This window comes from Oceanobacillus chungangensis, from assembly GCF_003369565.1.
Classification (GTDB): domain Bacteria; phylum Bacillota; class Bacilli; order Bacillales; family Amphibacillaceae; genus Oceanobacillus; species Oceanobacillus chungangensis.
Map to the genome: position 1 here is coordinate 1 of NZ_PIOD01000003.1, position 14,598 is coordinate 14,598.

16 protein-coding genes are annotated in these 14,598 nt (G+C 38.0%); 9 read left to right on the forward strand and 7 right to left on the reverse strand.

Translation table 11 applies throughout. From position 1 onward, the window contains the following. Window positions 1-100: 100 nt before the first annotated feature. The 6 genes from CWR45_RS02640 to CWR45_RS02665 all read right to left on the reverse strand — a co-directional run bounded on the left by CWR45_RS02640 (window position 101) and on the right by CWR45_RS02665 (window position 4,948). Window positions 101-1,081: a Gfo/Idh/MocA family protein gene (locus tag CWR45_RS02640; protein ID WP_115748255.1), complete on the reverse strand. Its 981-nt coding sequence runs from the start codon at window positions 1,079-1,081 to the stop codon at window positions 101-103. Continuing rightward, window positions 1,078-1,242, reverse strand: coding sequence for a YtzI protein (gene ytzI, locus CWR45_RS02645; RefSeq protein WP_115748256.1), 165 nt, complete (start codon window positions 1,240-1,242; stop codon window positions 1,078-1,080). The genes CWR45_RS02640 and ytzI overlap by 4 nt, the downstream gene beginning before the upstream one ends. A 456-nt stretch (window positions 1,243-1,698) precedes the next feature. Beyond that, entirely contained in the window at window positions 1,699-2,625 is a 927-nt protein-coding gene (gene murB, locus CWR45_RS02650) for a UDP-N-acetylmuramate dehydrogenase (protein ID WP_425453585.1), read from the reverse strand. 237 nt (window positions 2,626-2,862) lie between these two features. Continuing rightward, complete coding sequence (locus CWR45_RS02655; protein ID WP_245975319.1) at window positions 2,863-3,666, reverse strand: alpha/beta fold hydrolase; 804 nt, start codon at window positions 3,664-3,666, stop codon at window positions 2,863-2,865. A 14-nt stretch (window positions 3,667-3,680) separates the two neighbouring features. Continuing rightward, a complete protein-coding gene (locus CWR45_RS02660; RefSeq protein ID WP_115748259.1) occupies window positions 3,681-4,061 on the reverse strand; it encodes a YbaN family protein in 381 nt (126 codons plus the stop codon). Window positions 4,062-4,150: 89 nt separating this feature from the next. Continuing rightward, window positions 4,151-4,948 (reverse strand): histidinol-phosphatase HisJ family protein, encoded by a 798-nt coding sequence (locus CWR45_RS02665; protein ID WP_115748260.1) that lies wholly within the window; start codon window positions 4,946-4,948, stop codon window positions 4,151-4,153. A 416-nt stretch (window positions 4,949-5,364) separates the two neighbouring features. On the opposite strand from CWR45_RS02665, the gene hisZ reads away from it, so the two are divergent. The 9 genes from hisZ (at window position 5,365) to CWR45_RS02710 (ending at window position 13,560) form a co-directional block, all read left to right on the forward strand. Continuing rightward, entirely contained in the window at window positions 5,365-6,594 is a 1,230-nt protein-coding gene (gene hisZ, locus CWR45_RS02670) for an ATP phosphoribosyltransferase regulatory subunit (protein ID WP_115748261.1), read from the forward strand. Further along, window positions 6,595-7,221 (forward strand): ATP phosphoribosyltransferase, encoded by a 627-nt coding sequence (hisG, locus tag CWR45_RS02675; protein ID WP_115748262.1) that lies wholly within the window; start codon window positions 6,595-6,597, stop codon window positions 7,219-7,221. 6 nt (window positions 7,222-7,227) lie between these two features. Then, window positions 7,228-8,514, forward strand: a complete 1,287-nt coding sequence (gene hisD, locus CWR45_RS02680) for a histidinol dehydrogenase (protein ID WP_115748263.1) — start codon at window positions 7,228-7,230, stop codon at window positions 8,512-8,514. Then, entirely contained in the window at window positions 8,507-9,091 is a 585-nt protein-coding gene (hisB, locus tag CWR45_RS02685) for an imidazoleglycerol-phosphate dehydratase HisB (protein ID WP_115748264.1), read from the forward strand. Before hisD ends, hisB begins: the two co-directional genes overlap by 8 nt. 54 nt (window positions 9,092-9,145) lie before the next feature. Further along, window positions 9,146-9,754 (forward strand): imidazole glycerol phosphate synthase subunit HisH, encoded by a 609-nt coding sequence (hisH, locus tag CWR45_RS02690; protein ID WP_115748265.1) that lies wholly within the window; start codon window positions 9,146-9,148, stop codon window positions 9,752-9,754. Then, window positions 9,751-10,473, forward strand: coding sequence for a 1-(5-phosphoribosyl)-5-[(5-phosphoribosylamino)methylideneamino]imidazole-4-carboxamide isomerase (hisA, locus tag CWR45_RS02695; RefSeq protein WP_115748266.1), 723 nt, complete (start codon window positions 9,751-9,753; stop codon window positions 10,471-10,473). The genes hisH and hisA overlap by 4 nt, the downstream gene beginning before the upstream one ends. Beyond that, window positions 10,463-11,236, forward strand: coding sequence for an imidazole glycerol phosphate synthase subunit HisF (gene hisF, locus CWR45_RS02700; protein ID WP_115748267.1), 774 nt, complete (start codon window positions 10,463-10,465; stop codon window positions 11,234-11,236). Before hisA ends, hisF begins: the two co-directional genes overlap by 11 nt. Further along, window positions 11,227-11,865, forward strand: a complete 639-nt coding sequence (gene hisIE, locus CWR45_RS02705; RefSeq protein ID WP_115748268.1) for a bifunctional phosphoribosyl-AMP cyclohydrolase/phosphoribosyl-ATP diphosphatase HisIE — start codon at window positions 11,227-11,229, stop codon at window positions 11,863-11,865. The genes hisF and hisIE overlap by 10 nt, the downstream gene beginning before the upstream one ends. A gap of 465 nt (window positions 11,866-12,330) precedes the next feature. Continuing rightward, window positions 12,331-13,560: a carboxylate--amine ligase gene (locus CWR45_RS02710; protein ID WP_115748269.1), complete on the forward strand. Its 1,230-nt coding sequence runs from the start codon at window positions 12,331-12,333 to the stop codon at window positions 13,558-13,560. 317 nt (window positions 13,561-13,877) lie between these two features. Here the strand turns inward: CWR45_RS02710 and CWR45_RS02715 are convergent, their stop codons facing one another. Beyond that, entirely contained in the window at window positions 13,878-14,588 is a 711-nt protein-coding gene (locus CWR45_RS02715; RefSeq protein ID WP_115748270.1) for a SurA N-terminal domain-containing protein, read from the reverse strand. Between the last annotated feature and the right edge of the window lie 10 nt (window positions 14,589-14,598).

Here is a 14,598-nt window from a genome sequence, read left to right on the forward strand (position 1 = left end):
TTTTAAATTCTTCACTATATTTGACCATAAAAACACCCCCGAAAGTTAGATTTTCTACTCTAACTTTCGGGGGTCGGTACCTAAGTCAGTGCGACCTCTTTTATTCTCCTGGGAACAATAAGCTCCCCTGTTTTTTTCTGGCAACTTCTAAACATTTGGCAACCAATCTGCTTCTTTCCAGCCATAATTCATGATTTCTAATGTTTCCTTCCTTAACCATTCCAAGAAACACTTCAACCTCATAAACCATATCTAAATCCAGCTGTTCTTCAGCAACATTTACAGTTTCCTTTGTCTTTCGATTATAGACTGCTAGTTGTTGAATCGGAGCAATATGATCGACTGTGATTGTTCCGTCTTCCCCGTGGATTTCCGATGGCATATTTGCTTGGGCAATCTTCGAGCAAAGAATCGTCACATTGAACCCATCATAAGTTAATACTAGGGTCCCACTTCCGTCAACACCATTTTCTAGTAGTGTTGGAAAGTATGTCACATCATCTGGCTCACCGAATAAATCAATCGCCATGCTTAGTGGGTATACTCCTAAATCCATTAGAGCTCCACCAGCAAACTCTTTTGTAAATACATTTCCTATGTTTCCATCTTTAAATGCATCGTATTTTGATGAATATTGGATATACTGGAGCATTACACTACGAACCTGCCCGATCTGCTTAAGTGAATCTTTTAATATTTTATAGTTTGGTGAGAATAGATGCCTGTATCCCTCGAAAACATATACATCATTCTGCTTTGCTCGTTCTTGAATAACTTGCCATTGCCGTTCATTTAACGCCATTGGTTTCTCACAAAAGACATTTTTTTGATGTTCAATACAAGCTAGTACATGCTCATAATGCAAAATATTTGGTGATGCAATATAGACAAAATCCGTATCGGTTTCAAGCATCTCCTCTATATTCGTAAACCATTCCAATGCGCCGTTCTTCGTTGCAAAGCTTCTTGCTGTTTCCTCTGACCGGGAATAGACAGATACAAGTTCTATTTCTTTGAAGTGATTTGTAGCCTTAATAAATGCTTCCGTTATCCAGCTTGTTCCAATCGTTGAAAATTTCATTTTATCCCTCTCATTTCTGTACTATTTTCTTTTTCGTCTTCTGGAAGTGGATCAATGGAGTGTTTATAGCTATACCCTTTGGATATCTGTTTCATAGACAGGTAGAATACCATTGCTACAAAAGCTAGCGAAACAACCCCAGCAATAATATAAGCACCCATTGCCTATTTCTCCCCCTCATATTTAATTCACTATCTATTAGCTTAACCTACTCCGAAAGCATTTTCAATGATTCTAGTGGCGAATTTCCACTCTGAACTTTTATAGAGTGATGGGTGCTCTCAGGCATGTCGCTACGGAAATACACTACGCTTTCCGCGGGCGGCTGGTGAGCCTACTCGTGCTATCGCACTTCGCAGTCTCACTGAGGCCTTTCCTCCCGCAGGAGTCTCCGTGTATCTCCTTCGCTAGGATGGTGCAAAGAAACAGATTGCTATCTCCCTATATAATAAGAAATCAGTTTCTAATGAAGATGCATTTCTGCCAATGATATTTCTTTTAAAAATACACATCGCAACTAGTCTGTTTTATTTAAATCTTAACGAAAAATACAAAATTCACTTATAAAAAACTGCAACCATTTTTTAATGATTGCAGTTTTGTTTTAGGTTATTTTTCTATAAATCCTCACCAATAATTTTCACTTCTCGCTCTAATTCAACACCGAATTTTTCTTTAACGGTTGCTTGCACGTATTGTATGAGGTTGATGTATTCCTTTGCTGTTGCATTGTCTTTGTTTACAATAAAGCCAGCGTGCTTAAGGGATACTTGTGCTCCGCCTATTTGCTTACCTTGCAAGTTACTATCTTGGATTAGCTTTCCTGCAAAATAACCTGGTGGGCGTTTAAAGACGCTTCCACAAGATGGATACTCTAATGGTTGCTTCGATTCCCGTTTATAAGTCAAATCATCCATTACTTCCTTAATCGCTTCATAATGTGCTTCTTTTAATGCGAAATTAGCTTCGAGTACGATATAACCATTATCTGGAATGTTGCTCGTGCGATATGCTAAATCTAACTCTTCTGCAGATAAAGTAAGTAGATCACCTTCTCTATTAACAACTAGTGTACTCACTAGGACGTCTTTTACTTCCCCGCCGTATGCTCCTGCATTCATGAATAAAGCACCACCGACAGATCCAGGGATTCCGCACGCAAATTCCAGGCCAGAAAGATTCGCTTGAAGTGCCTCCCTTGAAGCATCAATTATTCGTGCACCACTTTGCGCAATCAGATTATTACCCTCTATTCTAACCTCATTTAACTTTTGTAAATTCATGACAATCCCACGAATGCCGCCATCTTTAACAATTAGATTCGACCCATTGCCTAATAATGTGAAAGCAATATTTTCTTCGTTTGCCAGTTTTACAATTTTCTGTACCTGCTCATAGCTTTCCGGTGTCACATAGTAATCAGCCATGCCGCCAAGATGTGTATACGTATGGTTCTTCAGCTGCTCATTCACCAGCACATCCTCAGCAGTTGTAATGTTGATTAGTTTATCATATATATGATGATTATTAGCCAAACCTATCATTCCTTTAAATTAAATATTCCTAAGAGGATTCGATAATACAATTAATCTTATGTCTAGTCTCTGTTGCATGAAAGCTTTTAAACTTTTTGCCTGCCTAAAAATTCACCAAAAAATTGGTGAATTTTTATTGGCAGAAAAGAAAGTATATCCATCTTTGTTTCTACATAAGTGCAACTAAGGCATTCGCCCAAAGGCTTAGGCGTTTGCCTTATTTTTCTAACATCTCTATATTGTAAGTTATTGCAGCCCATCTTGCCACAAAAATGAGTGGATTAATTTATCTACTTCTGCACTTTCATGTAATGCACTATGACCAAGATTTTCATCCTCAAGCATTATTTCTTGTAATTGTTGTTCTGGAACAATGCTTCTTAACGTCGCTACACTTTCAGGAACTGCCACTACATCACCTGTGCTGCCAATGCTTAACACATTTACACCTTTAGGAAAGCTACTGGCGTGAAGCAGTTCTAGTGCAAGTGAATTAGGCATCAGATCAGTTGCTGCTTCATCAACGTTTATTTGAAAGTATTCTTGACTATATATCCCATCAAACGGGCTGCCAATTGTGATTAATTTATCAACATTCGGATACTCTTGCCCCATATATCCCATTATATATTTCATTGAAATAATTCCACCCATTGAATGGCCAACAAGGTTGACTGATTCAATCCCATATTTTTCCTTTAGATGCTGCATAACGGAGGCGAGGTAATCTGTACTATCAGCGAAATCATCACGATTATTCTCCAATACGACTTGAATGAAATTTGGGCCAGATTTCTCTGCATCTATAATATAATCATGCAGATGTCCATTGGCACTTACATAATAAAGAAGCCCTTTATTTCCCAAGTGGTATTCTTTTTCAAAACGATCGAGCATATAGCCAAAGGAATTCTCTGTCCCTTTATAGCCATGGACAAATACAATTGGATCTGTTAAGGATAATTCAGTCCTTGCCTGTCTAATCTCTACTATTCCACAAATAATAATGGCAATTAGTATTGCAATACTTATCTTACTTCTTTGTTTCAAAAAATACCCCTCATTTAAGCGTTTTTCTTTAATGTTTTCTGCTTCAAAATAAACCATGTGAAATAAGACCCAATTAAGAATAACAATATTTTAACTGCCATTAATGGAATGACGAAGATAATCGTAAATAACATCGAAATCCACAATACGGAAACACCAACGACCTTAGCTTGTAATGGGATTCCTTTTCCTTGTCTATAATTTAATATATATGGACCAAAATATTTATTCGAAATTAACCAATTATATAAACGTTCGGAACTGCGTACATAGCATGCAGCTGCAAGTAGCAGGAGTGGCGTTGTCGGAAGTAACGGTAGAAAGATACCTAATATGCCTAAACCTAATGAAATTGTACCTGCGATAATTAATAATACCTTTTTCAAATGGATCATGATTTAACACCAGCTAAGATTATATTTTAACCACATTATAACATGAAACATTAATAATATCGGTTGTAGATTTAACTATTATTTGAACACTAGATTAATTTCTCAATAGAGTGATACGTTGGTTTTCCATGATCAAATGTTGAAACATAACGAAAGCCAATTTCCTGCAATAACACAAGTGATTGTTTAAACTCATAAGCAAGCGTTGTTTCAACGTGAGAATCAGATCCAAGTGTGATAATTTTGCCGCCGCACTCCTTATACAATGACAATATATCCGCGCTTGGCATACCACCGTCAAGTCCATAGCGGTAGCCTGACGTATTTAATTCAATCCCTTTTCCAGCAGGAATAATTTCATTAAAAATCTCTCTAATAATCGAATGAAAATTATCGCTGCTCTTTTCCTTTGTATAACGTTTCACTAAATCTAGATGTCCCAGAATACTAAATTCCTTATATTTCTTAATGCAGCTTAGTAATTCTTCATAATAGATTTGATATGCATCCTCCACTGTTTTCCCTTGGAAAAATTCACCGGAATGAAGATCCTTCCCCTCTGTCGCATGCATGGAGCAAATAACAAAGTCAAATGACTCTTGATTCATTAATGCTTCGTATCGATCGAGTAAATGAGGTTGAAGTCCGATTTCTACTCCTTTTTTAATTTGAATACGGTCTGCATACGTATCTTGCATTCTTTTTATTTTTTGATTATATGCTGCTAAATCAAATTCAAAAATCCAATCCTTATCTGGATAATCATAATCAATATGCTCCGTGAAACAAATTTCCTCAAGTCCAATTTCAATTGCCTTCTCAATTGTTGTTTCCATCTTCGTTTCACAATCAGCGGAAAAATCACTATGAATATGGTAATCGAACATAAACAACACTTCCTTTTTTATAGTATAGGAAAATATATAAATTTTTCCATGTAATCCCAATGATTGGAAAGGCCACATCTAGCTCCAGCGACTAGTGAGACTTTCTACACATCCGTACATCGCTAAACGGGCACTTCCACTTTTTTATTGACATTTTTAATTATACTGAATATAATACTATATAACTTTAGTTAGATAAAGCGATAAAGTAATAAAGTTTATTTTAAAAACAAATTGCTCGTTTAATGGCTGAAGAACTCCACCCAGATCTTGTCCATAAGTGGAGAGAAACGAACTATCATACCTAGGCTGTAGTTAGTTTCTCTAGCCTTTGGGCGCTTGATCTGGATGCTACCCACAAAGCAATTGTAATCAGGAATCAGCCATCTTATTAAGACATATAAAGGAGAATCGCAATGCAAAAGTATATTCTAAGTCAGAATAAAAATTCAAATGTTGAAGATTTTCAAATGAGAGAACAGCTCATTAACACTTTTAAACATCGCTTTACTACTTACGGCTATAAACAAGTACGGACTTCTACCTTTGAACAATATGATATGTATGGAAGTATTACCGGCACTGTAAATAAAGATGAAATGATTAAAGTTATCGATTCTTCTGGACAGGTATTAGTGCTTAGACCCGATGTTACAATCCCGCTTGCTCGAATGAATAGAGCGACAACAGACCAGCGACTCTTTTATATATTGGATGTATTCCGCCAGTCAATCGAACAAAATGAGCAAAAAGAAAGTACACAGGCAGGGGTAGAGTTCTTTGGTGATAATAGTCCAGAGGCTGACGCAGAAGTGATTGTCTTGGCGATTCATACACTAAAGGATTTAGGCTTTACCAATTTCAAAATTGAACTTGGCCACGCTGGTTTTTTCAAGGAATTGATTCAACAAGCAGACATAAGCCAAAACCAGCTTGAAACATTACAAACATACATCCATTCAAAAAACTTAGTAGAAATCGAGCCATTTCTCAAAGCCATTGGCCTTGCAGATGATTTACGAAATGCGATTCAATTAATCCCAATGATGTATGGTAATCCAGCAGACGTTATTGACGAAGCAAAAAAGATTATTCGCAACGAATCAATGAAGCAGGTGCTGCAAAATATCATTGCTGTATACGATGTGCTCGTGGATTACGGTGTTGCTGATTCCATTGTATTGAATCTTGGATTAATTAACAATATGGATTATTATTCTGGCATCATCTTTCAAGGTTTTCTTGATAGTATTGGTAAACCAGTCTTAATGGGTGGACGATATGACCATCTTGGAAAGCAATTTGGAAATACAATTCCCGCTATTGGCTTTGCATTTGAGGTCGATTACCTCGTTCATGCATTGCAGCAGCAAGGAAAAGAAATTGTAGAGATTGAACCCGATTTTATTATTAAGTATGATAAAACGAAACAAAAGGCTGCACTTCAAGCAGCATATCGATTACGGAATGAAGGACTGCAGATATTAACTTATTTAGTAGATAACGTGGAAGTAAATGATGCCACCACAGCCATCGTCAATTACACAAAAGATGAGCAGCAGCTTATTACTCAAATTAAGTCACACACCTTTGCAAGTGCCGATGAGCTCGTCAGCCAATGTCTAGCTATTAAGGAGGAGAAATAATTGGAACAAATTACTTTAGCATTAGCAAAAGGGAGACCTGCAAAGCAAACCATTTCCCTGCTTGAAAAAACTGGCGAACATTTTCCAGAGCTGACTGAAGAAAGTCGGAAGCTTGTTTTTCATAATTTGGATCAATCAATTAAGGTGATTTTTGTTAAAGCTGTTGACGTCCCAACCTATGTAGAGAAAGGCGCTGCAGATATTGGCATTGTCGGAAAGGATAATATTTTAGAATCTCTTGCAGATATATACGAATTACTAGATTTAAAGATTGGTAAATGTAAATTTTCTGTTGCCGGAAAGGCTGACCATCATCCCTCGGATAATCAGAAGCTAACGATAGCAACGAAATATCCAAACATTGCCAAGAAGCATTTCAAGAAAAAAGGGCAACCGATCGAAATCGTAAAATTAAATGGTTCTGTCGAATTAGCGCCATTGATTGGCTTAGCCGATTATATTGTTGATATCGTCGAAACTGGCAATACATTAAGAGAAAATGGTCTATCAGTTCTGGAAGATATTGAGACTATCAGTACGAGATTAATTGTTAATAAAGCAAGTTTTGCAACAAAATCAACGCAAGTAAATCAGTTTATCAATCAATTAAAGCTGGCATTGGAGTGATAAAGAATGAAAATCGTAACAGCAGAGCAGTTCTGGGAATCGAATAAAGACCGTTCCACTGTCATTAAGAATGAAGCGGCACTTGATCAAGCAGTGCTAGAAATAATTCACGAGGTCAGAACAAATGGTGACCAGGCTTTGCAAGGCTATACGAAGAAATTTGATGGGATTAAGCTTGAAAATATTATTGTCTCCGCAGAGGAATTTTCCGAAGCAAAAAGCATTGTTGACTCCGAATTCTTGCCTGCATTGCAGCTAGCAAGACAAAACATTACAGACTTTCACCTAGCACAAAAGGAAAATTCTTGGTTTATCAATAATCAGCCTGGAATTCTTCTAGGGCAAAAGCTTACCCCTATTGATAGCGCCGGTGTCTATATTCCAGGTGGCAAGGCTGCCTATCCATCAACCGTTTTAATGAATGTTATTCCTGCACAAATAGCTGGTGTAGAAAACATCGTTATTACGACACCACCACAAACGGATGGAAAGGTTAATCCATACGTCCTTGTTGCAGCTGAAATGCTCGGTATCAAGACGATTTATAAAGTTGGCGGTGCTCAAGCAATTGCCGCTCTAGCTTACGGAACGGAAACAGTCCATAGGGTTGATAAAATTGTCGGTCCAGGGAACGCCTTTGTCGCACGGGCAAAAAAATGGGTTTTCGGTGATGTAGCGATTGATATGATTGCCGGCCCGAGTGAAATCTGTGTCGTTGCAGACGAAACAGCCCCACCTAGCTTTGTTGCAGCTGACCTGCTCTCACAGGCAGAGCATGATGAATCAGCAAGTGCAATCTGTGTGACGATAAGCAAGGAAACAGCAGAGAAAATAAAAGCAGAAGTAGAAAATCAGACAGAATCTCTTGAAAGAAAAGCAATTATTCAACAATCAGTAAAACAAAATGGAAAAATCATCGTCGCCGATTCACTAAAAGCAGCACTTGATATCGTAAATGAAATTGCACCTGAGCATTTACAGTTAATGATTTCCAATCCGACTGAAAGTTTAGGTGAGATTAAACATGCTGGGGCTATTTTCCTCGGCAATTATTCACCTGAACCACTTGGCGATTACTTTGCCGGACCAAATCATACATTACCGACAAATGGAACTGCACGTTTCGCTTCCCCACTTGGTGTATATGACTTTGTAAAGAAATCCAGCATTATTCGCTATTCGAAAGAAGCATTACAAAAGGCCAGTGAGTCGATTATTACTATTGCAAAGGTGGAAGGTTTAACAGCACATGCGAATTCTATCGCAATCAGAAAGGATGAACCAAATGCGTAATGCGAAAATTACTCGAACAACAAAGGAAACCGCAATCCAATTAGATTTTTATATAGATGGAAATGGTACTTCCTCTATTAATACAGGTGTAGGCTTCTTCGATCATATGTTAACACTAATGACGAAGCATGGTTTATTCAATCTGGACGTTCGCTGTGATGGCGATTTAGAAGTCGATCAGCATCACTCGGTAGAGGATATTGGTATCGCGCTCGGGCAAGCTTTCAATGAAGCATTAGGAAATAAAGAGGGGATTACCCGTTACGCAAATATTACAACCCCAATGGACGAAGCATTATCAAATGTCACGCTTGATATTAGTGGCCGGTCCTATCTTGTTTTCAATGTAGATGGATTAAAAGATAAGGTTGGCAATTTCGATACGGAGCTTGTTGAGGAGTTCTTTCAAGCCTTTGTAAGCAACGCGAAGGTGAACCTCCATATCAATCTAGAATATGGAAGAAACTCACATCATATCATAGAATCAATTTTCAAAGGATTTGGCCGTGCACTTGACCTAGCAAGTATGATAAACCCAAGAATTGAGGGCGTTCCATCGACAAAAGGCTCGCTTTAATTTAAGACAATGCATAGGAAAGTTAAACTTAGAATAAGAACAGGGGAATGAACAATGATTGCAATTATCGATTATGGCGCTGGTAACATTAAAAGCCTGCAATTTGCCTTAGACAAGCTCAAACTAGAATCAGAATTAACAACAGACCCACAATTCATACGTGATGCAAAATCTATTATTCTCCCAGGTGTTGGCGCATTTAAGGATGCGATGGATGCTTTAAACGAATTAGATTTAGTATCCGTATTAAAACAGGAGATTAGTGCTGGGAAGCCGATTCTCGGAATTTGTCTAGGCATGCAATTATTCTATGAACAAGGATTTGAAGATGGAAGCTGGGAAGGTCTTGGTTTTCTAAAAGGCAGTGTCAATCGAATAACAGATTCAGTCAAGGTACCACATATGGGATGGAACACGCTAACACAGCATCAGGACAGCTCTTTACTTCATAACCTAACAGATAATCCCTCTGTATACTTCGTTCACTCCTATGCAGTAGGAGGCAATTTGGAGAAAGATACTCTTGTTGCAAGTGCGCAGTATGGCGGGACCATTCCTGCAATTGTTAAGAAGGGTAATATTGTCGGAATGCAATTTCATCCTGAAAAAAGCGGAAAAACAGGTATCCAACTATTAAAAAATTACGGAGGACTGATCTCATGATTTTATTTCCAGCAATCGATATACGTGGTGGCAAATGTGTTCGCCTTATTCAAGGAGATTATAGTAAAGAAAAAGTTTATAGTGACACACCAGTTGATATTGCTAGGCAATGGGAGAATAAAGGCGCAGAATATGTCCATATCGTTGACCTTGACGGCGCAAAATCTGGAGAGTCGATGAACCAAACATTAATAAAGGAAATTGCAGCAAATACGAAAATACCTGTTCAAGTTGGTGGTGGAATTCGTTCGCTATCAGTAATTGAGGCATATATCTCTTCTGGTGTCGAACGCGTAATTATCGGTACTGCTGCGATTAATGACGAAGAATTTCTTAGAGAAGCAGTCGCACAGTATGGATCGAAAATCGCTGTCTCTATCGATGCTAGAAATGGATTCGTTGCGACAGATGGATGGACAGAAACTAGTACAGTAAAGGCACTCGACCTCGCCAAAATACTAGAGGAAATTGGAGTAGAGACGATTGTTTATACAGATATTCTGAAGGATGGCATGCTTCAAGGACCTAATTTCGGCGAACTGCAAACAATCAATGAAGCAACAACGATGAATGTCATTGCCTCTGGCGGTGTTTCCTCCAAAGAAGATGTGACAAAATTAACGTCCCTTGATCTTTACGGAGCAATTATCGGCAAGGCATTATACGACGGAACAATCGAATTGACAGAACTTCTGGAGGATGATACCCATGCTCGCTAAACGTATTATACCATGCCTGGACGTTGATAAAGGTCGCGTAGTGAAAGGGAAAAAGTTTCAAAATATCCAAGATGTCGCTGATCCAGTAGAATTAGCGAAACGCTACAATGAAGCAGGCGCCGATGAGCTTGTTTTCTATGATATAACAGCATCAAATGAGGAACGTGATATTTTCCTTGATGTAGTGGAAAATGTTGCAAAAGAAATTGCCATTCCCTTTACTGTTGGTGGCGGGATTCGCACTGTAGATGATATTCATAAAGTGTTACGCTCTGGTGCAGACAAAGTATCGATAAACAGTGCTGCTGTACAGAATCCTGAAATTATTAAGGAAGCAGCATTAAAATTTGGCAGCCAATGTATCGTCCTCTCCATCGACGCAAAAGAAGTTGCAGCAAACAATTGGCTGGTTTATATTAATGGCGGAAGAAAGAACACTGGCATTGATGCTATTGAATGGGCAAAACGTGGTGAAAATCTCGGAGCCGGAGAAATCGTCATTAACGCAATCGATGCAGATGGAGAGAAAAATGGCTATAACATCGCATTAACCAAGGCTATCGCCGATGCTGTTAATATCCCAATTGTTGCTAGTGGTGGCGCTGGAACTATCCAGCATTTTGCAGATGTTTTAACAGAAGGTGCTGCAGATGCAGCTTTAGCCGCATCCGTTTTTCATTACGAGGAAATTAGCATACCAGAACTGAAGAACTACTTAGAATCGGAAGCAATTACCGTTAGGAGTGAAATCGAATGGAAATAAATATTGACCAGCTGAAATTCGATACGAGCGGACTTATCCCTGCAATCGTGCAAGATGCAGAAACTGGAAAAGTATTAACATTAGCATACATGAACGAAGAATCCTTGAAAAAAACGATTGAAACGAGTGAAACATGGTTTTTCAGCCGCAGTAGACTCGAGCTTTGGAATAAAGGAGAAACTTCCGGAAATAAGCAAGAAGTAAAGAAAATTACTTTCGACTGTGACGCCGATGCTTTGCTAATTCAAGTCAATCCAATCGGACCTGCTTGCCATACTGGGGAGGAAACATGCTTTAATAATAACCTTTATTCGAATGATACCCCAGCACATCAAATTGTTTCCGAGGTTGTAGCAAAGATTAAACAGCGCCGTGCGAATCCAACGGAAGGTAGCTATACCGCCTACCTATTCGAAAAAGGAATGGATAAAATCCTTAAAAAAATTGGTGAGGAAACAAGTGAAGTTCTTATTGGTGCTAAAAATAATGATAAAGCAGAAGTTACTAGCGAAATCGCTGACCTTACCTACCATACACTTGTATTAATGGAATTAATGGACGTATCTGTAGGCGATATTAAAAATGAATTGAAAAAGCGTCATATTCAGAAGGAAGGCCAAGAAAAGTAAGCAATCCTGTATTTGGGTACCTACCTCTTGCCCCGAGTTAAGTTATGTCAAATAATGTTGATTGAGATTTTGAGGAGCGCTCGCATGCTATTTTGAAGTATTTAAAATTGTATACAAACTGAATGGAAGTAATTATATTTCTGATTTTCAGTGAAGTCTCTCTCCATATTTTATAAAAAAATAGAATATCAGTATTGGAACAATTGTTTCTAATACTGATTTTTTTCGTTATATGCTAGAATTACATATAGTATGGAAAGATTTCTCCCATAAAATTGAGGTTTCACTTTCTATTCAAATTAGTTTACAATGTAACATGCCCTTTACCCACTTAATTATATTAAGCAGCGAATAATATTATTTAATTAAAATATTAGTGTGTCAAACTTTTAGGTAAAGTCCTTAGTTGCACGGTTGCAGCGAGAAAGAATTATTTCTTTCTTTTCTGCTAAGAAAGGAGAAAATATGGAACAAGATATAATGTTAGCAAAGCAATCATTTATACCAGTAATTCTAGGTGCGAGTATTGGTGTTTACAGTACTGCACGTTCTTTCCATGAAGCGTACGGAGTGAAATCTATTAGTGTCTCAAGACAGCTGATTGGTCCAATTAAGCATTCTGCAATCATCGTTCCTGTGCTTGAACCTGGAATGGAGGATAATGATAAATTACTTGCATGTCTAAACACGGTTGCTCAAACATATCCAGATACCCCAAAACTAATCATTGGCAGTGATGATTGGCATGTAGAAATGGTAGTTGACCTAAGAGATAAGCTTGAAGAAAATTGGATTGTACCTTATACCGATAGAGAAAGCTTACACACCGTGATTGATAAAGCCAAATTTTATGATCTATGTGATGAGTTAGAGATTGATTACCCGAAGTTTATTGCATTCGCTGGAAACCATACACTCGATTCAGAGCTGCCATTTTCATTTCCAGTAGTTATTAAACCTACTAGCAGGGTTGCTTATGAAAATCTGAAATTCGCTGGTAAAAAGAAAGTATTCACTGCACAGAATCGCCAGGAGCTTGATCAGATCATCGACTTGATCAGAAATGCTGGCTATCTTGATGAATTGATCGTTCAGGAATTTATTCCGGGTGATGACACAGCAATGCATATCCTCACCCTTTATATCGCACAGGACGGAGAGGTTAAGCTCGCTTCCTTTGGACAAACATTATTGGAGGATCACACACCAGGTGGAATCGGCAATCCCCTTGTAATACGCACCTCTCGTAATGATGAAGCTGTTGAGCAAGCAACACGGCTTGTAAAAAAAGTTGGGTATATTGGATTTGCAAACTTTGATCTAAAATACGACTCACGGGACGGAAAATATAAATTCTTTGAATTAAATCCTCGCCTTGGAAGAAGTAATTATTATGTAACAACTGGTGGACACAATCCAGTGGAATATTATATAAAGGATTATCTCGAAAATCAGCCTCTGTCCTATACCGTTGCTGAAAAAGAAATGCTGTATACAATCCTTCCTAAGGGATTGCTCTTGAAGTATTTAAAGGACAAAGAATTGCGCGATCGCGTGAAAACCTTATATAAAGAAAAGCGTGTAAAGAATCCAATGAATTATTTCTCAGTTGAAAAGAATATAAAACGGTTATTATATGTGCTTATTTCCACTTTTAATTTCTACCGGAAATTTAAAAAGTACCCACCATTATAGGAACAAAAGCTTAAAGCTAGTTTGTGTTGTGTACAGATTGCGCCCCATAGTTTGGGGTGGTTCGACGTGTCGAACATTGCTTCTTAGGGGATAAAGGAATCTCTTTGGGAGCTTAAGCGAATCGATGTTGACTTCACCACAAGGGTATAAGTGCGACTTGACTCATATGTAACCAATCGGCAAGTCTCGCTAGGAGTACGGGCATTGAGCTGGACGTGGCTTCTCTTGTCACGTGAATTATACAGGAAATCGTTTATGTATTCTTATTTAAAAGTGAAAGGCATCGTCCAATCAATTGGACGATGCCTTTTTTATTGTTATATTAAGGTCTCTACCTCTGCCTCTTTTTTCAGTTCCTCAACTTTAACTTGTAACTGTTCACTTTGCTTTTGACTATAGAGTGCTGATTCGATTCTATCTTCCACCTCTGTCAGCTCACCAATTTTTTCATTTTGCTCTTTTAGCTTATCGTAATACTCTTTAATTTCTTCTTCCGTTACTTCAATGTCAAATTGATCCTCCATGTATTGCATGGTAGTTAAATCATTTATCAGCTGATCTCTAAATTCTTCATCACTCATTTGAAACTGTTCTAACATATTATTGTATTGCTCTTCACCAGTTTCTTCCTTGATTGCTTCTAATTCTGTTTGTGCTTCCTCTTCTGTAACTTCGATGCCCTTTTCGGCTGCATCCTGTCTAATTAGCTCTTCATCAATTAGCAGCGTAATGGTTTGTTCCTTAATAACATCTAGGTTTGAAACATCCTGTCCATAATTATACAGCATCGTTTTCACCCGCGTGTATACAGAATTATAATGATCACCATTAATTTCAGTTCCATTCACGGAAACTACTGGAGTATCCTCAGCTACACGTTCTTCACTACCAAAAGTTAGTTCCTCTTTTTGTTGTTCCGAAGTTGCATCCTCTGGTTTACTTTCGTTTTTATCTGCAGAACCATCACTGCATGCTGTTACAAATAGACCGATACTTAGCATAAGTGCTAAGGTAATAAATTTCTTCATTAAAAACTTC